Source organism: Micromonospora siamensis (assembly GCF_900090305.1).
In the GTDB taxonomy this organism is placed as follows: Bacteria; Actinomycetota; Actinomycetes; order Mycobacteriales; family Micromonosporaceae; genus Micromonospora; species Micromonospora siamensis.
Map to the genome: position 1 here is coordinate 2,596,836 of NZ_LT607751.1, position 21,520 is coordinate 2,618,355.

The following is a 21,520-nucleotide window of genomic DNA, read 5'->3' on the forward strand; positions in this document are numbered from 1 at the left end:
GGCGGCTCAGCGGACCCCGCCGGGCACCGGCGGGGTGGTGAGGTCGAGGGGGGTGTCGAGGCGTACGTCGTCGAAGAGGCCGACCAGGACCCAGGCGATGGTCTCCTTGATCACCCGTTCGGCGATCGGGTCGAGGATCCCGGCGAGGCTGGGGATGCCGAAGTCGAAGTCGGCCTGGAAGCGCAGCGCGGTGTCGTCGCCGTCGGCGCGCAGCACCCACTCGCCGTGCAGCTCGTCGAAGTCGCCGACGGTCTGGGTGAAGGTGATCCGCAGCTGGTCGGGGTGGAAGGTCTCCTCCTCGGTCCAGCGCAGCAGGCCGCTGCGGAAGTGCAGCTCCCAGTCGGAGCGTCCGGTCGGCTCCGGCAGCGTCCGGTGCACCACCGCGGACTGCACGTGCGGGGCGAGGTCCGGGTAGCGGTCGAACCGGACCACCTGGGCGAAGACCTGGTCGGCGGGGGTTGCGGGGATGACGGCTTCGAGCAGCACGCGACGCATGCCTCTCACCACCCTTCCGGCATCTGGGCGCTCTTGCGCACGAGGTCGCGCGTGGCGCGGTCGAAGGCTTCGAGGAGGAACTCGACCTCGCGGTCGTTGAGGATCGCCGGGGGCGTGAACCGCACGACCCCGCTGGCGGTCATCGAGTGGTTGGCCACCACCCCGTTGTTGAACAGTTCGATCAGCAGCTCGCCGGCGAGGCCGGCCTCGACCAGCTCGACGCCGATCAGCAGGCCCTGCCCGCGTACGTCGGCGATCAGGTCGCCGCAGTTGGCCCGGGCGATTCGGTCGATCTCGGGGAGCAGCCGCTCGCCGAGGGTCCGGGCCCGGTCGACCAGCTCCTCCTCGCGCATGGCGCGGATGGCGCCCTGCACTGCGGCCATCAGCAGCGGCTGGCCGGAGAAGGTGGCGGTGTGCAGGTACGGGTCCTTGTCGAACGGGGCGAAGACCGCCCGGCTGGCCACCGCCGCCGAGACGGGCACCACCCCGCCGCCGAGCGCCTTGCCGGTGAGCAGCACGTCCGGGGTGATCCCGGCCAGGTCGGCCCCCCACCACGCGCCGAGCCGGCCCATGCCGGTCTGCACCTCGTCGAGGATCAGGAAGCCGTCGTGGCGGCGGCAGAGCGCCTCCACCTGGCGCAGGTAGCCCTCGGGCGGCAGCACCACGCCGCCCTCGCCCTGCACCGGTTCGACGATCACGCAGACCTCGCCGGGATGCGCGGCGAGTTCCTTCTCCAGCGCCTCGGCGTCGCCGAACGGGACGTGGGTGGTGTCGGCCAGCAGCGGCCGGAACGGCTTCTGGTAGACCTCCTTGGCGGTCACCGACAGGGCGCCCAGCGACTTGCCGTGGTAGCCCTGCCGCATGGAGACCAGCCGGCGTCTGCCGTGCGCCCGGGCCAGCTTGATGCCGGTCTCCACCGCCTCGGCGCCGCCGAGGGCGAAGTGCACCCGGTCCATGCCGGCGGGGGTGACCTCGGCCAGCGCGGCGGCGGCCCGGCCGACGGTGGGCTCCAGCAGCACCCGGGTGGCGACCGGGTGGCTGTCGAGCTGGCGGCGGACCGCCTCCACCACCAGCGGGTGGCGGGCGCCCATGATGAAGACGCCGTAGCCCCCGCAGTTGAGGAACTCCTCGTCGTCGCTGGTCCAGACCCACGCTCCCTCGGAGGCCACCTCCATGTGGCTGCCGAACAGCTCGGCCACGGTGGCCCGCCCCTTGCTCAGGTGGGCGCGGTACAGGTCCAGCACCTCCGCCTTGTCGTCCTCGACGGCGACCGGCGGTCGTTCCCGCTCCAGTACGGTCACGGATCCTCCTCTGACGTGTGCCGGTCGGCTCAGGACAGCTGCAGCGGGCCGCCGGCGAAGTACTCGACGAGCGACTCCGCGGTGCTGCTGCGCGACGGCGGGTGGAAGGCCAGCGGCCGGACGGCCGAGGCGAGGTAGGCGACCTCCGGGGCGGAGATGAACGCCATCCCGCCGAGCAGCTCCTGGGCGGAGGCGGCGACCCGGGTGATGATGTCCTGCACCGCGAAGCGGGCCACCAGGACGGCGGCGACGGTGTCCTCGCCGGCGTCGCCGGCCTCCAGCGCCCGGGCCACCCCCTCGATCAGCCCGACCGCCGACTCGACGTCCACGCCGAGCGCCGCCCGGTCGGTGATGCTGCCCCGGCCGGCGGCGAGGACCCGCTCCACCAGCGCGCTCGCGGCGCCCAGGTAGACCGAGGAGATCAGCATCTCGAACCAGACGAAGCCGGCGATCTGGAGGTCGTCGAGGCGGTGCGGGTCGTCCGGGGTGGTCCGGACGACCAGCTCCTCGGGGACGAAGACGTCGGTGAGGCGGACCTCGTCGCTCTCCGCGCCGGCCAGCACCGGGGTGGACCAGAACGGGTGCACGGTGATCCCGGGCTGCTTCGCCGGCATCAGCAGCATGGCCAGGGTCGGCTCGCCGTCGACCGGCAGCGAGACGCTTGCGGTGAGCACGTCCATCGAGTGGGCCAGGCTGCACGGCTTCTTGCCGCCGTTGATCAGGTAGCCGCCCTCGGTGGGCTTCGCGGTGACGCTGGGGGTGAGGATGTTCTGGTTGGTCCGGCCCTCCGCCCAGCCGGAGGCGGCGAGCAGCCCCTCGGGGGCTATCCGGCCCAGCAGGTCCAGCTGCGCCGGGGTGAGCCGGTCGGCGGTCTCGGCGAGCGCGAACAGGGTCGCGGCGGTGAAGTGGTGCATGGTGACCGCGGCGCCCAGCGACGGCGACCAGGAGGCGATCGCCCGCATCACCCGGACCGCGTCGAGCGGTCCGGCCCCCTGGCCGCCGTACGCGGCGGGGACGAGCAGGGCCGGGCCACCGTGGGTACGGAACAGCTCCAGCAGCGGTGAGCCGGGCTGTTCCCGCTCCGTGAACGGGACCTCGGCGATGGCCTTGCCGAGCCCCGGGTGGTACTTCTCGGTCGTCTCGCGGGCGACGTCGAGCGAACGCATGGCGAACCTCCAGGCGGGTGGGTGTCGGGGGAGGAGGGTGGTCAGTGGCCGAACGCGGCCCGCCGCGGGCTGATCCCGGGCGTGATGCTGACCCCCTGCACGTGGGTGGTCTTGAGGATCGGGTAGTTGGCCTCGCCGAAGGCGCCACTGGTCAGCCCGGTGCCGCCGTGCGTCGGCACGTACGGCAGGAAACCGATGTGCGAGTCGTTGACCTTCAGCAGGCCGCCGTTGTGCACCCGCCGGACGAACTCGTCGATCACCTGCTCGGAGCCGGACCAGAGCGAGTTGCGCAGGCCGTACTCGTTGGTGTTGACGAAGGCGAGCACCAGGTCGAGCAGCTCGTCGTCGGGCGCCGCGGGCGGCACCACGAACGGCAGCAGCGGGAAGAACGTCTCGTGGCGTACGACGTCCAGCTCGCGGGCGCCGGCCAGGCCCTCCACCCGGACCACCGTCGGTTCGAGGAAGACGCCCGCCTCCGACGGCGTGCCGTCCAGCTCGACCCGCCGGCCGCCGCAGGCGATGGTGGCGCCCTGGTCGACGGCCCGGGTCAGCAGTTCGAAGAACTTCTCGCTGCGCCGCACCGGGGCCAGCAGCACCCCCTCGTCCTGCGGGTAGCCGGGCCGGATCTGCGCGGCCCGCTCGACGACCAGGGCGAGCAGCTCGTCGGCGATGGCCGGGTGGGCGACGACGTAGTTGGGGACCATGCAGATCTGGCCGGAGCCGACGAAGCTCTCGGTGATCGCCTCGGCGGCCAGGGCCAGGTCGGCGTCGTGCCAGACGACCAGGCCGTCGTTGCCGGCGAGCTCCAGGATCGGCTTCTTGCCCCGTTCCACGCACTCGCGTTGGATCCGCAGCCCCTCCTCGGTGCCGCCGAAGTAGAAGATGTCGTCGACCAGCGGGTGGGCCAGCCAACGGTCGATCACCTCGACCGGCTTGCCGCAGATCACGTTGACCGTGCCGGGTGGGGCGTCGAGTTCGCGCAGCACCGGCGCGACCAGGTCACGGACCAGGAACATGGTGCTCAGCGGCACGCTGCGCGGGGCCCGGATCACCACCGCGTTGCCGGCCATCAGCGACAGCACGGCCAGCGCGGCGCTCGGCGCGGGGGCGTTCTGCGGCGGGTTGACGCAGACCACCCCGTCGGGCAGTTGGCGGACGATCAGCCGCCGCTCGCCGTGGCGGAACTCGGCGTGCATCTGCTGCTCGTACCAGGCCAGGTTCTCCTCGCTGAGCACCTGCAGCAGGCAGCTCAGCTCCCACTTCGCCACGGTGCGCGGGTGCGCCTCGGCGACCAGCAGGTCGACGAACTCGTCCCAGTGCGCCAGCAGCCGTTCCCGGAACCGACGTCCCAGGTCGAGCCGTCGGGGCAGCGGGGTGGCCGCCCAGGCCGGGGCGGCGCTGGCCGCGGCCTCCACCGCCGCGTCGATGTCCGCCTGGCCCGCGACGGCGCAGCGGCCCACGACGTACGGGTGGTGCACGGCGTCCGAGTCGGGGTCGCGTTCCAGGCTGCGCTTGAGGCTGACGCTGGTGAAGACGTCCTCCAGCATCGACCGGGAGCTGACCGTGTAGACCCAGCCCACCCCGTCGACGTCCTTGTCCCCGATGTACGAGCGGTAGCTGCGCTGGCGGGCGTCCGACACGGGCGTTCCCGGCGGGACCTCCTCCGCGGAATGCGGCAGTTTCGTCGAGACCGGCATTGAGATCAGTTCCCTCCGACGTGTCGCCGCGATAGCGGCAATCAATTTCTGCCCAGCCGGCCGTCGCGCCTTCCGCCGTTCCGCACGGATCGCGGCGGCGGCGCCGGCGGTTGTGCCACACCGTCCGGATGGTTGCCGAACCGATGGTCACCGACCTTGCTGATGCGCCACTGACGGCGGACTGATGCAGTCCCGGTGACCGGACGCGGACCGGCCCGGCCGGCTCGCGTACCGGCCTGAGCTGGGGTGATGCCCGGCTGTCGGGGCGGCGACAGGAAACCGGGGCGATCGGCGGCCCTCGGGACGCGCCCGGTGCGCGACGGGGATCCTTGACGTAGGAGGTAATTGCCTGGCTGCCGGCTGTCTCACTAGCGTCCATTGGCATGCGGCACGCAGATTGCGACGGAATTATGATTGCGTTGCTCCGGCAGGGGTGGCAGCGCCGTCATTCCGCACAGGCTCGTGCCGACAATTTCCCGGCCCCCGCCGGACCGGTGCCGGCGCTGCCGCCGCCCGCCGCCCCGCCCGAGGCGTTGTCGTCGTCCGTGTTGACCCTGCTCTACGGCCACGAACCGTTCCTGGCCTGGGTGATGGGGCCGGCCTGGGAGCTGCTGGCCAGCAACCACATGCTGGAGGCCCTGGTCGGGCCGGTCGACCCGGAGCTGCTGGTCCCGCCGGTCAACGTGCTGCGGCTGATCCTGCACCCGCGCGGCATGGCGCCGCGGCTGGCCAACCTCGACGAGGTGCACACCCACCTGCTGCGCCGGCTGCGCCGCCAGGTCGAGCTGGTCGGCGGTGAGGCGCTGGTCCGGCTGGAGCGGGAGGTACGCGGTTACCGGGCGGTGCCGGAGCCGGCCCCGCTCGCCACCAACCCGATCGCCGTGCCGGTCCGGCTCCGGGTCGGCTCCACCCTGCTCAACCTGATCAGCACCGCGGTCTTCTTCGGCACCCCGTGGGAGGGGACGCCCAGCGGAGTGACCGCCGAGTGTGTCTTTCCGGCCGACGAGGCCACCCGGCGGTACCTGTTCGCCGACCCCACCGAACGGCCGCCGCCCGACTGACCCCGACACCTCGCCGAGGAATGTCGATCCATAGCGAAAGGGAAGATCCCATGTCCTCCATGCAGGCCTCCAACCCCGTCTCGACCCCCACCCGAGCGGCGAACGACCGGCTGCTGCGCCTGGTGTTGAAGCTCGACGCCGTCGTCACCGCCGTCAACGGCGTCGCGTACCTGGCCCTGGCCGGCGTGCTGAACGACCTGTTCGGCTACCCGACCGGGGTGCAGTACGAGGTGGGCGCGTTCCTGCTCGTGTACGGCATCGCGGTGTGGGTGACCGCCACCCGGCCGGTGGTCAGCCGGGGCGCGACCAAGCTGTGGATCGCCGTGAACGTGCTGTGGGTGGTGCTCAGCCTGGTCGTCGTCGCCACCGGCGCGATCGAGGCCACCACCCTGGGCAAGGTGTGGATGGTGCTGCAGGCCGTGGTCGTCGGCGCCTTCGCCGCCCTCCAGGCGTACGCGCTGGGCAAGGCCGACCGGGTCTGAGGCCCGGACCGGCGAACACGGTCGAGGGCTGGCCACCGGTGCTCCGGCGGTCAGCCCTCGGTCGGTCCAGGTCACAGCGGCGGGACGTCCCGGCGCTCCTCGACGCGGCGGTACTCCACCGGCTCGGCGGTGGTGACCACCTCGCGGCGACGGCCCCGGACCAGCGTCGTCATGATGAGCCCGAGCACGCCCGCGGCCATCAGGATCCAGCCCACGACGTCGAGGTTGACGCCGCCGACACTCGCGTCCAGGGCGAAGGTGAGGATCGCGCCGACCGCGATCAGGAAGATGCTCATACCGATTCCCACGACAGCCTCCTTCTCCGGGGGATGTGGTGTGCTGCCGCGGACCTCGATACCCCGCCGGTGAGCAGCGCAATCACCCTCGCGTTCCGGGACTGGAGGGGGCCGGCGTAGGGCGATCTTGTCATCGGGTATTGTTTCCCCCGTCGCCGACGAACACCGGCGGCACGCGGACGTAGCGCAGCTGGTAGCGCATCACCTTGCCAAGGTGAGGGTCGCGGGTTCGAATCCCGTCGTCCGCTCGCAGCACCTCACGGGCGATTGGCGCAGTGGGAGCGCGCTTCCTTGACACGGAAGAGGTCACTGGTTCAAACCCAGTATCGCCCACCGGAGAAGAATCAGATCGACGACGGACGCCCGGCTCATCGAGCCGGGCGTCCGTCGTGTCGTCACGGTCAGGTGGTCGGGTAACCGATGCCAGATCCGTACGGGTAGAGCACCTTCTTGCCGTCCGGGGTCCGGATGGTGACCGGCAGGCGGCCGACCGGCTGTGTGCCGGTCAGGGTGTTCGTCACGGCGGCGAGCGAGACGTCCCGGTAGCCGTACGCGGCCAGGAAGGTCGGGGCGGTCGGGAAGTACGCGATGTCGTACGGGCCGCCGACCGCGACGACCACCACCGGTTTCCCGGTCGCCAGCAGCGCCTTGACCAGGTTCTGCTGCGTCACGTCGCCCCACGCGTTGTTGGTCAGCACCACCGTGACGTCGGCCGCCCCGGCCGCGGCCACCACCTCGGCGATGGTCTTCGCGTCCGGTGACCCGGTCCACATCGGGGTGGCGACCAGCCCCTTGCCGGACAGCTGGGTGGCCAGCCCGGGGACGGCGTTGACGCCCCAGCCGGTGACCAGCACGTGGCGGCCGGAGTTGGCCTTCAGTGGCAGTACCCCGGCCTGGTTGCGGAGCAGGGTGATCGAGCGGCGGGCGGCCTCGGCCATCACCGCCTGGTCGGCCGCGGTGCCGACCCGCGAGTCCACCGCCTCGCTGGTGGTGTACGGGTCCTCGAAGAGCCCCAGCCCGGCCTTCATCCGCAGGATCCGGTACACGGACTGGTCGATCCGCTGCCGGCTCAGCGCGCCGGTGCGGACCGCGGTGAGCACCGTGGCGATGGCGGCGGGCGGGTCGGTGGGGAGCAGCAGCTCGTCGTTGCCGGCCCGGATGGCGCCGAGGATCACCTGCTCCTGGGAGTAGCTGGCGAGCGCGTCGGCGCGCAGCGCGTCGGTGACCACCACGCCGTCGTACCCGAGGGTGTCGCGCAGCAGGCCGGTGATGATCGGCTTGGACAGCACGGCGGGCGTCCGGGTGGGATCCAGGGCGGGGACGACCACCGCCGTCGGCATGATCGACTTCACTCCGGCGGCGATCGCCGCCCGGAACGGCGGGATGTCCGTCCGCATGATCTGCTCGCGGGTCTCGTTGACCACCGCGATCCCGGTGTCGGGGTTGGCCTCCGCGCTGCCCAGGCCCGGGAAGTGCTTGGCGGTGGCGGCGATCCGGGTGCTCTGGTAGCCGGTGACGGCCGCCACCCCGAACGTCGAGACGGTCGCGGTGCGGTCGCTGAACGCCCGCGTCCCGTCCGCGGTGTTGCGGGGGTTGGTGTTGACGTCGACCACCGGCGCGTGGTCCATGTTGATGCCCATCGCGCGCAGCTGCCGCCCGGTGGACGCGGCCGTCGAGAAGGCCAGGGCGGGCTCGAACGTCGCGCCGAGGGCCATGTTGCCCGGCGACACCGCCGTGGGCGGCGGCACCCGGGTGACGAATCCGCCCTCCTGGTCGGTGCTGATCTGCAGCGGTACGCCGTGGTCGACCGCGGCCGCGCGTTGCAGGCCGTTGGACAGCTGCGCGACCTGGTGGGGGTTGTTCATGTTGTTGGTGTTGGTGAAGTAGATGATGCCGCCGGGGCGGAACTTCCGTACCACCTCCGCGCCGTTGTGCACGTCGCTGCCGTAGAGCGCCTGGTTGGCGGCCACATCGGTGGCCCGGGTGGTGGTGGCGGTCTCGCCGAAGACCTCGAGGACGAACATCTGGCCGACCTTCTCCGCCAGGCTCATCCGGGCCATCGCCGCCCTCACCCGCTGGTCGGTGCGCTGCCCGGCGCCCGGGCCGTCGCCGTGCGGGTCGCTCACCGGACCCCCGCCCGACCAGGCGGAGCCGCCGGAGGCCAGCAGCACACCGCACGCGGCGACGAGCACGGCGGGCAGGCGTAGGGCGGATCTGGCTTTCCGCAAAGACATCGTGTCGTCCCCTCCAGCGATCGGTGACCCCCGTCTTCGGAGTCCGCTTCCTCCGCATCCTGCCCGGAGAGACACGAATGCAATTCTTTGTCGCTTTCGAATTCACCCGGCCGGGAACGTTCTGCCGTCGGCAGATCTGCCCAGCGCGTACCGGGCCGGCGTCGACCGGGTCGGCCCGGCAGGCTGGACGCCATGAGACTTCTGGTGCTGGGCGGGACCGGTTTCGTCGGCGGGGCCACGGTCGTCGAGGCGGTCCGCCGTGGCTGGGACGTCACGGTCTTCAACCGGGGCCGGCACGGGTCGACACCCGAGGGCGTACGCCGGCTGCGCGGTGACCGCCTCGCGCCCGGCGGCCTCGACGCGCTGGCCGGCGGCACCTGGGACCTGGCGGTCGACACCTGGGACGGCGCGCCCCGGGCGGTGCGCGACGCGGCGAAGGCGCTGGCCGGCTCGGTCGGTCACTACGGCTACGTCTCCAGCGGCTCCGTCTACGCCCCGCCCGCGCCGCCGGGCGTGGGCGAGGAGGTGCCGGTGGTCGAGTCGTCCGCCGACGCCGAGGACGGGGACTACGCGACGAACAAGGCCGGCGGGGAACTCGCCGCCGTCGAGGTCTTCGGGGACCGGGCGCTACTGGCCCGGGCCGGGCTGATCCTCGGGCCGGGGGAGGACATCGGCCGGCTGCCCTGGTGGCTGAACCGGATTGCCCGCGGCGGCCCGGTGCTGGCGCCCGGCCCGGCCGACCTGCCGGTGCAGTACGTCGACGTCCGCGACCTGGCCGCGTTCCTGCTCGACCAGGGCGCTGCCGGGATCGGCGGGCCGGTGAACGTGGTGAGCCGACCCGGTCACGCCACCATGGGTGAGCTGCTGGCCGCCTGTGTGACGGCCACCGGCTCCGCCGCCGAGCTGCGCTGGGTCGCGCCGGAGCGCATCCTCGCCGCCGGGGTGGAACCCTGGAACGACCTGCCGATCTGGATCCCGCCGGGGCACGAGTACCGCTGGTTGCAGGAGCGCGACGTGACGAGGGCGTACACGGCGGGTCTGACCTGCCGCCCGATCGCCGACACCGTCGCCGACACCTGGACCTGGCTGCGCCGGGTCGGCGCGGTGCCCCCACGCGCCGGCCGCCCCGCCCGCGCCCCGGTCGGCCTGGCCCCGGGACGCGAGGCCGCCCTGCTCACCTGAGCCTGCGCCCTCAGCGCTCGGACAACTTCAGGGAAGCTGCTGCCTCGACCGGATTCCAGGCAGCAGCTTCGCTGAAGTTGCGGCTCATGGCGGCGGCACGGGCGTGGATCAGGCGGGGACCACGGGGAGGTCGAGGACCTCGTCGACGGTGCGGCGCGGGGTGGGGCGGCCGGGCTGGCCGTAGCCGATCCGCATCACCATCTGCGGCGTCCCGAACCGGCCCAGTGACAGCCGTAGCGCCTCCCGGGCACCGGGCACCTCGATCGGCTGGGACATCATCGACACGCCCAGCCCCGCATCGGTGGCGGTGAGCAGCACCCGCTGCAACGCCTGCCCCGCCACGATCTGGTCGGTGGCGGTGTTGCCGGCCGACCCGAGCACCGCGACGAGGGGCTCCGGCTCGAAGTCCCGCCCCGGCGCCCGGTTGCGGCCACCGAAGCCCCGGGCCGGCAGCAGATCCTGCGGCTCGCTCTGCGGGCCGCCCGCCGCGGCCGGCACCCCGTCCGGCGCCGGCCCGGAGCGGACCCACTCGGCCAGCTCCGCCCGGTAACCGGGGTCGCGTTCCAGCACCCGGTTCGCGCTGCGGGCGATCTCGGCGAAGGCGTTGACCGCGCTCACCCCGATCAGCAGCTCCAGCCAGCACTGCTCCGCCCGGGCCGCCTCGCCGAGGCGCCAGCGGGCGTCGGCGGGCACCGGGTCGGGCCAGAACGGCGCCCGGTTGCTGAACCGGCGGGGGATCGCCGCGTGCAGGCTCTGCTCGGCGGGCGTCGGCCGGCGCGGCAGGTCCGGCACCAGCCGGGCGATCACGTCCGGCTCCGTCGGGTACGGCCGCAGCCGCACCGAGGCCGGGGTGCCCGCCACCGCGAGGGCCAGCCGCAGGTTGAACAGCGCCGCCCCGCAGGCGATACGGGTGCCCCAGCCGCTCGGGTCGGTCGCCGGCAGCCGACGGGCCGGGTCCACGGAGAGCTCGATCCCCTCGTCGCGCAGCCGGAACCGCCACGGCTGGCTGTTGTGCAGCGACGGCGCGCGGACGGCGTCGGTCACGGCGGCCCGCAGCTGCGCGACGGTGAAGCCGGTGTCCATCATCATGCTCCTTCCGTGGCAGGTCGTGCCGCCCCCCGGTTGGTCCAACCCCACGGTGCGCCAGGGGACGCGCCCCCGGGCAGGGCCGGACGTCCCGACCAGCCGGGCACCCCTTCCCGCCCCGGCGCGCCCCGGACGGGACCTTCGGCCCGTGCACCGGCCGGCCCGACCGGGTAGAAACGAGGGATGATCCGGGTGTTCCTGCTCGACGACCACGAGGTCGTCCGTCGTGGCCTTGCCGACCTGCTCACCAGCAGCGGCGACATCGAGGTGGTCGGCGAGTCCGGCTCCGCGCAGGAGGCCGCCCGCCGGATCCCCGCGCTCCGCCCCGACGTGGCGATCCTGGACGCCCGGCTGCCCGACGGCAACGGCATCGACGTCTGCCGGGACATCCGCGCCGTGGACTCCTCGATCAAGGGCCTCATCCTCACCTCGTACGAGGACGACGAGGCGCTCTTCGCGGCGATCATGGCCGGCGCCGCCGGTTACGTGCTCAAACAGATCCGCGGCACCGACCTGGTCGACGCGGTCCGCCGGGTGGCGGCCGGGCAGTCCCTGCTCGACCCGGCGATCACCACCCGCGTCCTGGAACGCATCCGCAGCGGCGTCGAGCAGCCACGCGAGCTGAAGACCCTCACCGAGCAGGAACGACGGATCCTGGAGTACGTCGCCGAGGGGCTGACCAACCGGGAGATCGCCGGCAAGATGTTCCTCGCCGAGAAGACCGTGAAGAACTACGTCTCCAGTGTGCTGGCCAAGCTGGGCCTGGAACGGCGTACCCAGGCCGCGGTGCTGGCCACCCGACTGCTCGGCAAGTCCTCCCACTGAGGCTGGTCCGCCAACCGGGCGGGCCGAGCCGGCGGGCGGCTCAGTCGCGCAGCGGGACGCTCCACCGCACCCGGGTACCGTGCGGGTCGACCCGGTCCAGCTGGAACTCGCCACCGAGACGTTCGGCCCGCTCCCGCAGGTTGACCAGACCACTGCGGGCCGCAGCCGGGTCGCAACCCACCCCGTCGTCGGTGACCTGGACGGTCACCCAGCCGGCGTCGACGCGTACCGCCACCGCCACCCGGTCGGCGTGCGCGTGGCGGGCCGCGTTGGACAGCGCCTCGCGCAGCACCGCCGTCAGCTCGGGGCGGAGCGCGTCCGGCACGGCGCTGTCGATCGGGCCGACGAGTTCCAGCTCCGGCCGGCGGCCCAGCGTCTCGGCGGCCGCCTCGAGCGCCTCCCGGATCTCGGTGCGCAGCGCCGCGCTCATCGGCGTACGCAGCTCGAAGATGGTCCGCCGGATGTCCCGGATGGTGGCGTCCAGGTCGTCGACCGCCGCGTTGATCCGCTTGGCCACCTCGGGGCGGGCGTTCATCGCGCCGCTCTGCAACTGCAGGCCGGTGGCGAAGAGCCGCTGGATCACCACGTCGTGCAGGTCCCGGGCGATCCGCTCGCGGTCCTCCAGGACCACCAGCAGCTCCCGCTCCTCCTGCCCGCGCGCCCGTTCCATGGCCAGCGCCGCCTGACCGGCGAAGCTGCCCAGCAGCGCCACGTCGTCGTCGACGGTCCGGCCCGCGTCTGGCCGGTGCGCGATCACCAGCACACCGTGCAGGGTGTCGGCGGCGGCCAGCGGGGAGACCACCGCCGGCCCGGCCACCACCGGCACCGGCCACGGTGCGGCGCGCGCCAGGTCCGCCACCAGCTCGTGCCGGCGCTCGGTCACCGGGCCGGCGAAGCTCGTCTCGGCCGCCGGCAGCACCGCGCCGACCAGCTCCCGGGCCCGCTCGTCGGCGCCGTCGACCACCTCCACGGTGAACTGGCCGGCCTCCTCGTCGTAGAGCAGCACCAGGGCCAGCTCCGCCTCGGCGACCTCCCGGGCCCGCCGGGCCACCAACGTCAACGCGTCGGTACGCCGCACCTCGCCGAGCAGCACCGAGGTGATCTCCGCGGTGGCCGCCAGCCAGCGTTCCCGGCGGTGGGCCTCCGCGTAGAGGCGCGCGTTCTCGATCGCCACGCCGGCCGCGGCGGCCAGCGCCACCACGATCTCCTCGTCGTCCTCGCTGAACTCCGGGGCGCCCTGCTTCTCGGCCAGGTAGAGGTTGCCGAAGACCTGGTCACGGATCCGGACCGGGACACCGAGGAAGCTGTGCATCGGCGGGTGGTGCGGCGGGAAGCCGTACGACTTCGGGTGCTGGGTGATGTCCGGCATGCGTACCGGCCGGGGCTCGTCGATGAGCAGGCCGAGCACGCCCCGCCCGTGCGGCAGGTCGCCGATCTTCGCGTGCAGCTCCGGGTCGATGCCGTGCACGATGAAGTCGTGCAGCAGCCGGTCGGGGCCGATCACCCCGAGCGCGCCGTAGCGGGCGCCGACCAGCTCGCACGCCGACCCGACGATCCGCTGCAGGGTGCTGCGCAGGTCGAGGTCGGAGCCGATCACCACCACCGCGTCGAGCAGGGCGCGCAGCCGTTCCCGGCTGGTGACCACCTCGCCGACCCGGTCCAGCATCTCTTGGAGAAGCTCGTCGAGGCGGACCCGGGACAGCGGACTCAGCCCCAGCGAGGGCGTCACCGGGGAGTCCTGACGCGGTTGCGGTGCGCTGCTGGTCACGCGCCGATGCTAGCGCCGTAGCCCGGCCGGCACGAGCCCGCTACCGCTGCCGGCCGTCGACCGCCGAGGTGTCCACCACCTGCTCGGTGGGGAGCCGCGGGGTGTGCGCCGGGCCGGCGTGCGCCGGGTCGGCGATCCCCAGGCGGAGCACCAGGAACGGGTAGCCCATCCCGGCCAGCACGCCGCGCAGCGTCTGCCGGGTGCCCTCGACCTCCACGACGCCGCTGAGCGGCACCATCGACACCCCGAGCCGGGTGGCGGTCAGCCAGGCGGCGGAGAGCGCCTCACCGGCCCGCAGCCAGCTGTCGGGCTCGTCCTCGTCGCCGTAGAGCAGCGCGTACACGGCCGCCCGGTCGTGGCCGGGGCCGATCGGCAGGGTGCCGGGGCGGCCGAAGTCCCGACCCGGCACGGTGGTCTGCGGCGCCTGCTCGGGCAGCACCTCCGGCGGCAGTCCGGTGCCGGTGCCGGCGCGGCTGGTCCAGTACGCCAACTCCTCGCGCAGCTGCGGGTCCTCCGCCTCGACGCTGCCGGCGTGGGAGGCCGCGGCGGCCAGCTCCATCACCTGGTCGGAGTCGAGGATCTGCAACCGGGCGCCCTCGGCGGTGGCGGCGCGGGTGATCTCACCGATCGCGGCGGTGGGCACCTGCTCGTCGCTGACCGGCCGACGGTCGGTGTGCCGGACCTGCATGCACTGCACCAGGTGCATGGCCTGCGGGTCGGCGCCCGGGTGCCGCATGCTGGTCAGCCGGGCGAGCAGCTCCGGGTCGCCCGGGTCGGGCAGCCGCTCCACCACCGGCACCCAGCCCTCGGCGGCCAGCGCCACCCGGGCGTGGTGCAGCGCGGCTCCACAGCTGAGCGCCAGCAGCCGCCCCTGCGGGTCGGTGGCGCTCAGCTGCCGGGCCCGGGCCATCCGCAGCTCCAGCGCGTCGGGCAGCACCCGCCAGCTCCAGGGTTGCGTGTTGTGCACCGAGGGGGCGTGCCCGGCCATCGCCGCGGCCTCCGCGAGCGCGGTGGTCAGCGGGCGGTCCGTAGCCGGCGTCTCGTGGCTCATCGTCACGACCTTTCCGTGTTCGTCCCCATCGTGCCCCACCCGGATGCCGCCGCGGGCGGGGATGCCGCTCCATCCTCTGGCATGCCCCGTCCGGCCGCACGGTACGCACGCCCCGGCCCACCGGGCCCTTCGGCCCGCCGGAATACCCGGGTTGCCCTGTCCGACGCGCTCCAGCACTGGGACGATCCGCAGGTGGGAACCGAACCGCGGGAGTGCCTGCCGGAGCGGCCGGTCGGCCGTCGGCGGCTCAGCCGGCTTCGTCGCCGGTTCGGCGGGTCCGACGACGCGCGGCGGCCCGGCGCCGTCGAATGGGCGCCGCTGATCCTGCTCACCGTGGCCGCGCTCGCCGGCGCGGCGCTGTGGCTGGCCGGGCTGCGCGGCGCCGCCGACCTGGTCTGGGCCGCGGTCACCCTGGTCGCCCTGCTCCCCGCCACCTGGGCGGTGCTCCGCCAGATGTGGCAGCGCCAGTTCGGGGTGGACGTGATCGCCGTGCTGGCGCTGGCCGGCGCGCTGGTCGTCCGGGAGTACCTGGCCGGCGCGGTGATCGCGGTGATGGTGGCGACCGGACGGTCGCTGGAGACGTACGCCCAGCGTCGGGCCACCCGTGACCTGCGGGCCCTGCTGGAGCGGGCACCGCGGCAGGCCCGCCGGCGTACCGCCGACGGCGGGATCGAGGTGGTGCCGCTGGACCGGGTCGCGGTCGGCGACCGCCTGGTGGTCGGCCCCGGTGACGTGGTGCCGGTCGACGGGACCGTGGAGGAGCCGGCCACCCTGGACGAGTCGGTGGTGACCGGCGAGTCGCAGCTGGTGAGCCGGGCGGCGGGGGAGCCGGTGGCCAGCGGCGTGGTCAACGCCGGCGCCGGCTTCGGACTGCGCGCGGTGCGTGGCGCGGCCGAGAGCACGTACGCCGGCATCGTCCGGCTGGCCGAGGAGGCGACGGCCCGCAAGGCCCCGATGGTCCGGATGGCCGACAAGTACGCCGCCGCGTTCGTGCCGTTCACCCTGGCGCTGGCCGGCCTGGCCTGGCTGCTGACCGGGCAGTTCGTCCGGGCGGTGGCGGTGCTGGTGGTGGCCACCCCCTGCCCGCTGCTGCTGGCCACGCCCATCGCGATCGTCTCCGGGCTGTCCCGGGTGGCCCGGCGTGGGGTGCTGGTACGCGACGGTGGCTCGCTGGAGCTGCTCGGCCGGGCCCGGACGCTGATGATGGACAAGACCGGCACCCTCACCGCTGGCCGGCCGCGCGCCGCGGAGACCGTGGTGCCTCCCGGCGGTGACCGGGACGAGGTGCTGCGGCTGGCCGCCTCGGTGGAGCAGCTCAGCCCGCACGTGCTCGCCGCCGCACTGGTCCGGCAGGCCCGCGAGCAGGGGCTGCGGCTGGGTGAGCCGACCGACGTGACCGAGGAGCCGGGCCGGGGCGTACGCGGGCGGGTGGACGGCCGGGTGGTCGAGGTCGGGCAGTTCTCCGGTGACCTGCCGGAGTGGGCCGACCGGGCCCGGCGCCGGGCCGAGACGGCCGGTCTGTCCACGGTCTGGGTCAGCGGCGAGCAGGGGCCGCTCGGTGCGATCCTGCTGGAGGACCCGGTCCGCCCGGACGCCCGCCGCACGGTGCGCCGGCTGCGCGAGGCGGGACTCGATCGCCTGGTCATGGTCACCGGGGACCGTCCCCGTACGGCCGAGCAGGTGGCCCAGGCGGTCGGCGTGGACGACGTGGTGGCGCAGTGCTCGCCGGAGCAGAAGGTGGCGCGGGTCCGGGACGAGTCGGGCCGGGCGGTGACCGTGATGGTCGGCGACGGGGTGAACGACGCGCCCGCGCTCGCCGAGGCGCACGTCGGGGTGGCGATGGGCGCCACCGGCGCGACCGCCTCGGCGGACGTGGCCGACGCGGTGCTCACCGTCGACCGGCTGGACCGGCTCGCCGACGCCGTGGAGATCGCCCGGTACGCCCGCCGCATCGCCGTCCAGTCCGCCACCGTCGGGATGGGCCTGGCGGTGGTGGCGATGGTGGTCGCGGCCGCCGGTGGGCTGCCCCCGGTGGCCGGCGCCTTCCTTCAGGAGGGCATCGACGTGCTGGTCATCCTCAACGCGCTGCGGGCGTTGGGCGGTGGCCTGAGCCGGCGTGACGTGCCTCCGGCCACCCGGGACATGCTCGACCGGTACGCCGGCCAGCACGGCCCGGTGCGGGAGGTGCTGGCCCGGCTGCGGGACACCGCGGACCTGGTGGCCACCCGTCCGGACGACCCGGAGTGCCTGCCGGCGCTGCGCGAGGTGCACCATCGCCTCACCGAGCAGGTGCTGCCGCACGAGGCCGCCGAGGAACGTCAGCTCTATCCGGCGCTGGCCGAGCCGCTGGGCAGCGCGGAGGCCACCTCGACGATGAGCCGGGGTCACGTGGAGATCAGCCGCCTGGTCGACCGGATCGGTGGCCACCTGGCCGACCACCCTGGCGAGGCTGCTCCTTCGGGCGAGGCTGCTCCGTCGGGTGAGGTGGCGCGGGCGGGTGAGGCCGGCCGGCCCGGCGAGGCGGCGCGGCCTGGTGGGGCGGGCCGGTCGGGGGCGGTGGCGCGGCCGGGCGAGGCGGACCGGTCGGGTGCCGACGGCCGGCTGCGGCCGGAGGAGGTGCCTGACCTGCTGGCCGCCCTCTACGGGCTGGACGCGGTGCTGCGCCTGCACCTGGCGCAGGAGGAGGAAGACTACTTTTCGCTCAGCCCTTCCGACGGCGGCGACCCCGCCCGCTGATCCCTCGCCGGTCGGCGTCGTGTCCGGCGATTGAGCCCTTCCCGGCCGGCGCCAGACGTGGTGTCGGACCTCGGTTCCGGGCCGGTGCCCGGCGCAGTGTCGGACCGTGACGTCGGGCTTGCGCCCGGCGCAGTGTCGGACCCCTGGGAGAGTCAGTGCCCTCCGAAGTCGCGGATCTTCACCGGGGCCACCACCTCGCCCGGCCACCGACGGGCAGGCGCCCGGCGCGACGCCCGGATCGTCACCAGCCCTTCGGCTCGATCGGAGGCGAGCAGCCGGGCCTGATCAGGAATCGGTCGTGCCCATCCCGGGCGGGTCGCCGGATGGAGGCGGATCCGCAGACGAGCGTGATGACTCTGAGGAATACTTATACCTGAGAGTCATCACGCTCGAAACCTTAATGCCAGCTGGCGCGGCCAGCGGGCCTCGCGCGCCGATCCCATCGCCGTCCGCCGTCCGCCGTCCGCCGTCCGGGCCGCCCAGGCCGCCCAGGCCGCCCGGGCCGGCCGCTGGGCGGCGGGCTCGGCCGTGCCGGCCCGGCATGAGTCGCGGGGACCTGGCATGGGGTCGCGGGGACCTGGCACGAGAGGGCGCGGACCCCGCATGGGGCCCGGCATGAGTCGCCCGGACCCGGCACGAGCCGCGCCGGGCGGTTCCAGCGTGTCCGGCGCGCTTGGATCGGCATCGGCGCGTCCGGCCATGCAGAGCTGGCTCGACCGCGCGGACCGGGCTCACCCGCCCGGGCCGGTGGGCCGCGACGCGCGGTAGCGGCCCACCGGAGCGGTCTCAGCGTTCGCGGGCCACCGCGACCGGGCAGTACGCGTGCTGGATCAGCTGCTGGCTCACCGAACCGAGCAGCATCCCGCGCAGCCCGCCCCGGCCCCGGCTGCCCACGACCACCAACTGGGCGGCGCGGCTCGCCTCGACCAACTCGGCGGCGGGGCTGCCGGCGGTCACGTCGACCGAGACCGCCAGCTCGGGGAAGGTCTCCCGCCACTGGGCGACCGCCTCTTCGGTCGCCGTCCGGTCGTCCGCGAGAGTGGCCGCCGCCTCGTCGGCGGAGAGGCGGCCCGCTTGGGAGACCCGGAGCACCCGCAGCGGGCAGGCCCGCTGGGCCGCGCGTTCCACCGCGAAACCGAGCGCCAGGTGCGCCGACTCCGACCCGTCGAAGCCCACCACCACCGGGCCGTTCGGCTCCGGGTGGGATTCCCGGACCACCACCACCGGGCAGTGTGCGTGCGCGGTGACCGAGACGGCGGTCGAGCCGACCAGCAGGCCACCGAAGCCGCCGTGACCGCGGCTGCCGAGCACCAGCAGGTCGGCTTCGGCGGAGCGTTCCTGGAGCACCAGCGCGGGCGGGCCGTCGAAGACCTCGCCGTGCACCGTGAGCCCCGGGTGGCGGGCGGCGGCGTCCGCCGCGGCCCGGCGTACCAGTTCCTCGACCTCGCGGCGGGCGGTGTCGTCCGGCCAGACGCCGGGGGCGATGCCCGGACCGACCCAACCGGCCACGGTCAGCCACTCGAAGACGTACGCCAGCCGGACCGGCCGGCCCGAGCGGCCCGCCTCGGCCAGCGCCCACTCCAGGGCCACCGTGGCGTCGGCGGAGCCGTCGTAGCCGACCAGGATCTCGTCGGAACTCACTGGCCACTCCGCAGCGCCGGGTCGGTCTCCCGGATCCAGCGCCACTCGGCCACCCGCGGGTCGTCCTCGCCGTAGCGGCGAGTGTGGTCGCGGCACGCCTGCCGGGCGTCCACCATCTCCTGGCGCAGGTGGGCGGCCCGCGCGGCCAGCCCCGGCACCCGGTCGATGACGTCGATGACCAGGTGGAACCGGTCCAGGTCGTTGAGCATCACCATGTCGAACGGGGTGGTGGTGGTGCCCTCCTCCTTGTAGCCGCGCACGTGCAGGTTGTCGTGGTTGGCCCGGCGGTAGGTGAGCCGGTGGATCAGCCACGGGTAGCCGTGGTACGCGAAGATGATCGGCTTGTCCCGGGTGAAGATGGTGTCGAACTCGTTGTCCGGCAGGCCGTGCGGGTGCTCCGACGGCGGTTGCAGCCGCATCAGGTCGACCACGTTGACCACCCGGACCTTCAGCTCCGGCAGGTGCTGGCGGAGCAGGTCCGCGGCGGCGAGGGTCTCCAGGGTCGGCACGTCGCCGGCGCAGCCGAGCACCACGTCCGGTTCGCTGCCGTCGTCGGTGCTGGCCCAGTCCCAGATGCCCAGGCCGCGGCGGCAGTGCTGGACCGCCTCGTCCATGGTCAGCCAGTTCGGGGCGGGCTGCTTGCCGGCCACCACCACGTTGATGTAGTGCCGGCTGCGCAGGCAGTGGTCCATGGTGGACAACAGGGTGTTGCCGTCCGGCGGCAGGTAGACGCGTACCACCTCGGCCTTCTTGTTGACCACGTGGTCGATGAAGCCCGGGTCCTGGTGCGAGAAGCCGTTGTGGTCCTGCCGCCAGACGTGGCTGGACAGCAGGTAGTTCAGCGACGCGATCGGCTCCCGCCAGGGAATGCGCCGGGTGACCTTCAGCCACTTCGCGTGCTGGTTCACCATCGAGTCGACGATGTGGATGAACGCCTCGTAGCTGGTGAAGATGCCGTGCCGGCCGGTCAGCAGGTAGCCCTCCAGCCAGCCCTCGCAGAGGTGCTCCGACAGCACCTCCATCACCCGGCCGTCGGGGGAGAGGTGGTCGTCGCCGGGCACCGTGCCGGCGACGAACGCCCGGTCGGTCACCTCGAAGGCGGCCCCGAGCCGGTTGGAGGCCACCTCGTCCGGGCCGAAGAGGCGGAACGTCTGCGGGTTGCGGACGATCACGTCGCGTACCCACTGACCGAGGACGCCGGTCGCGCCGACGGCCGGCTCGCCCGGCCGCTTGACGTCGACGGCGTACTCGTGGAAGTCGGGCAGGTCCAGGTCGCGCAGCAGCCGGCCGCCGTTGGCCACCGGGTTGGCGCTCATCCGCCGGTCCCCGGTGGGCGGCAGCGTGACCAGCTCCTCGACCGGGGAGCCGGTGGCGTCGAAGAGCTCCTCCGGCCGGTAGCTGCGCAGCCAGCGCTCCAGCTCGGCCAGGTGCTCCGGGTTGTCGCGGACCTCGGCGATCGGCACCTGGTGGGCGCGGAAGGTGCCCTCCACCTGCTTGCCGTCGACGGTGCGCGGCCCGGTCCAGCCCTTCGGCGTACGCAGCACGATCATCGGCCAGCGGGGGCGCTCGACGGTCTCACCGGTCCGGGCCCGGCGCTGGATCGCGGCGATCTCGTCGCAGGCCCGGTCCAGGGTCGCCGCGAGCAGCTGGTGCACCTTCTCCGGCTCGTCGCCCGCCACCACGTACGGCTGGTAGCCGAAGCCGCGCATCATCTCCAGCAGATCCTGCTCGGGGATCCGGTCCAGTACCGTCGGGTTGGCGATCTTGTAGCCGTTGAGGTGCAGGATGGGCAGCACCGCGCCGTCGCGGGCCGGGTTGAGGAAGACATTGGACAGCCAGCTGCCGGCGAGCGGCCCGGTCTCCGCCTCGCCGTCGCCGATGACGCAGGCGACCAGCAGGTCCGGGTTGTCGAAGGCGGCGCCGTAGGCGTGGCTCAGGGCGTACCCGAGCTCGCCGCCCTCGTGGATCGAGCCCGGCACCTCCGGTGCGACGTGGCTGGGGATGCCGCCGGGGAAGGAGAACTGGCGGAACAGCCGCTGCATGCCGGTCTCGTCCCGGCTGATCGAGTGGTACAGCTCGCTGTAGGTGCCCTCCAACCAGGTGTTGGCCACCAGGGCGGGGCCGCCGTGGCCGGGGCCGGTGACGAAGATGGCGGACAGGTCGCGGTCGACGATGACCCGGTTGAGGTGCGTGTAGAGCAGGTTGAGCCCGGGGCTGGTGCCCCAGTGGCCGAGCAGTCGGGGCTTGACGTGCTCGGGGCGCAGCGGCTCCCGCAGCAGCGGGTTGTCGAGCAGGTAGATCTGCCCGACGGTGAGGTAGTTCGCCGCGCGCCAGTAGGCGTCAAGCCGGCGCAGCTCGTCTTCGGTCAGGGGGCTGTGCAGGTCGAGAGCGGTGTCCATGCTGCATTAGCCTCTCGCGGGTCGGGGATTTGTGCACCCGGAAGCGCCAGTTCGGCCGGGCCGGTCCAGCTTCGCCGGTGGAGCCGGACGATGATCAGGG

16 protein-coding genes and 2 tRNA genes are annotated in these 21,520 nt (G+C 73.6%); 7 read left to right on the plus strand and 11 right to left on the minus strand.

Translation table 11 applies throughout. The annotated features are described in order from the left end of the window. Nucleotides 1–6: 6 nt before the first annotated feature. Genes GA0074704_RS11965 through GA0074704_RS11980 form a run of 4 tightly spaced genes read right to left on the minus strand, consistent with a single transcriptional unit; the run spans nt 7 to nt 4,602 of the window. On the minus strand, nt 7–495 hold the full coding sequence (locus GA0074704_RS11965; RefSeq protein WP_088970577.1) for a type II toxin-antitoxin system RatA family toxin: 489 nt from the start codon (nt 493–495) through the stop codon (nt 7–9). Nucleotides 496–500: 5 nt separating this feature from the next. Beyond that, nucleotides 501–1,796, minus strand: coding sequence for an aspartate aminotransferase family protein (locus GA0074704_RS11970; RefSeq protein ID WP_088970578.1), 1,296 nt, complete (start codon nt 1,794–1,796; stop codon nt 501–503). Between the two features lie 29 nt (nt 1,797–1,825). After that, entirely contained in the window at nt 1,826–2,962 is a 1,137-nt protein-coding gene (locus GA0074704_RS11975; RefSeq protein ID WP_088970579.1) for an acyl-CoA dehydrogenase family protein, read from the minus strand. Between the two features lie 41 nt (nt 2,963–3,003). Continuing rightward, nucleotides 3,004–4,602 (minus strand): aldehyde dehydrogenase family protein, encoded by a 1,599-nt coding sequence (locus tag GA0074704_RS11980; RefSeq protein WP_231926828.1) that lies wholly within the window; start codon nt 4,600–4,602, stop codon nt 3,004–3,006. Nucleotides 4,603–5,153: 551 nt separating this feature from the next. Here GA0074704_RS11980 and GA0074704_RS11985 point away from each other — a divergent pair. Continuing rightward, nucleotides 5,154–5,720 (plus strand): MmyB family transcriptional regulator, encoded by a 567-nt coding sequence (locus tag GA0074704_RS11985; protein WP_088970581.1) that lies wholly within the window; start codon nt 5,154–5,156, stop codon nt 5,718–5,720. A 50-nt stretch (nt 5,721–5,770) separates the two neighbouring features. Continuing rightward, the gene (locus GA0074704_RS11990; RefSeq protein WP_197697617.1) at nt 5,771–6,202 is read left to right on the plus strand and encodes a hypothetical protein; all 432 of its coding nucleotides are present in this window, start codon (nt 5,771–5,773) and stop codon (nt 6,200–6,202) included. Nucleotides 6,203–6,273: 71 nt separating this feature from the next. On the opposite strand, the gene GA0074704_RS11995 is transcribed toward GA0074704_RS11990, so the two are convergent. Next, nucleotides 6,274–6,510, minus strand: coding sequence for a DUF6458 family protein (locus GA0074704_RS11995; protein ID WP_088970582.1), 237 nt, complete (start codon nt 6,508–6,510; stop codon nt 6,274–6,276). 163 nt (nt 6,511–6,673) lie between these two features. On the opposite strand from GA0074704_RS11995, the gene GA0074704_RS12000 reads away from it, so the two are divergent. Both GA0074704_RS12000 and GA0074704_RS12005 read left to right on the plus strand, forming a co-directional pair. Next, a tRNA-Gly gene (locus GA0074704_RS12000) sits at nt 6,674–6,746 on the plus strand. A gap of 13 nt (nt 6,747–6,759) precedes the next feature. Continuing rightward, nucleotides 6,760–6,831: transfer RNA gene (locus tag GA0074704_RS12005), tRNA-Val, on the plus strand. Between the two features lie 68 nt (nt 6,832–6,899). Here the strand turns inward: GA0074704_RS12005 and GA0074704_RS12010 are convergent. After that, the gene (locus GA0074704_RS12010; RefSeq protein WP_088970583.1) at nt 6,900–8,732 is read right to left on the minus strand and encodes a glycoside hydrolase family 3 protein; all 1,833 of its coding nucleotides are present in this window, start codon (nt 8,730–8,732) and stop codon (nt 6,900–6,902) included. A 192-nt stretch (nt 8,733–8,924) separates the two neighbouring features. On the opposite strand from GA0074704_RS12010, the gene GA0074704_RS12015 reads away from it, so the two are divergent. Beyond that, nucleotides 8,925–9,914, plus strand: coding sequence for an NAD-dependent epimerase/dehydratase family protein (locus tag GA0074704_RS12015; protein WP_088970584.1), 990 nt, complete (start codon nt 8,925–8,927; stop codon nt 9,912–9,914). 108 nt (nt 9,915–10,022) lie between these two features. On the opposite strand, the gene GA0074704_RS12020 is transcribed toward GA0074704_RS12015, so the two are convergent. Beyond that, complete coding sequence (locus tag GA0074704_RS12020) at nt 10,023–10,997, minus strand: Acg family FMN-binding oxidoreductase (protein ID WP_088973622.1); 975 nt, start codon at nt 10,995–10,997, stop codon at nt 10,023–10,025. Between the two features lie 186 nt (nt 10,998–11,183). Here GA0074704_RS12020 and GA0074704_RS12025 point away from each other — a divergent pair, with 186 nt between their 5' ends. Further along, nucleotides 11,184–11,825 (plus strand): response regulator, encoded by a 642-nt coding sequence (locus tag GA0074704_RS12025; protein WP_088970585.1) that lies wholly within the window; start codon nt 11,184–11,186, stop codon nt 11,823–11,825. Nucleotides 11,826–11,865: 40 nt separating this feature from the next. Here GA0074704_RS12025 and GA0074704_RS12030 read toward each other — a convergent pair whose 3' ends face one another. Both GA0074704_RS12030 and GA0074704_RS12035 read right to left on the minus strand, forming a co-directional pair. Further along, nucleotides 11,866–13,536: a sensor histidine kinase gene (locus GA0074704_RS12030; RefSeq protein ID WP_088973623.1), complete on the minus strand. Its 1,671-nt coding sequence runs from the start codon at nt 13,534–13,536 to the stop codon at nt 11,866–11,868. 97 nt (nt 13,537–13,633) lie between these two features. Next, nucleotides 13,634–14,644: an Acg family FMN-binding oxidoreductase gene (locus GA0074704_RS12035; RefSeq protein ID WP_088970586.1), complete on the minus strand. Its 1,011-nt coding sequence runs from the start codon at nt 14,642–14,644 to the stop codon at nt 13,634–13,636. A gap of 192 nt (nt 14,645–14,836) precedes the next feature. Between GA0074704_RS12035 and GA0074704_RS12040 the strand changes: the two genes are divergently transcribed. Then, the gene (locus tag GA0074704_RS12040; RefSeq protein ID WP_088970587.1) at nt 14,837–17,380 is read left to right on the plus strand and encodes a heavy metal translocating P-type ATPase; all 2,544 of its coding nucleotides are present in this window, start codon (nt 14,837–14,839) and stop codon (nt 17,378–17,380) included. A gap of 786 nt (nt 17,381–18,166) precedes the next feature. Here GA0074704_RS12040 and GA0074704_RS12045 read toward each other — a convergent pair. After that, nucleotides 18,167–19,021 (minus strand): universal stress protein, encoded by an 855-nt coding sequence (locus GA0074704_RS12045; RefSeq protein WP_088970588.1) that lies wholly within the window; start codon nt 19,019–19,021, stop codon nt 18,167–18,169. Then, nucleotides 19,018–21,420, minus strand: a complete 2,403-nt coding sequence (locus GA0074704_RS12050; RefSeq protein ID WP_088970589.1) for a phosphoketolase family protein — start codon at nt 21,418–21,420, stop codon at nt 19,018–19,020. The genes GA0074704_RS12045 and GA0074704_RS12050 overlap by 4 nt, the downstream gene beginning before the upstream one ends. Between the last annotated feature and the right edge of the window lie 100 nt (nt 21,421–21,520).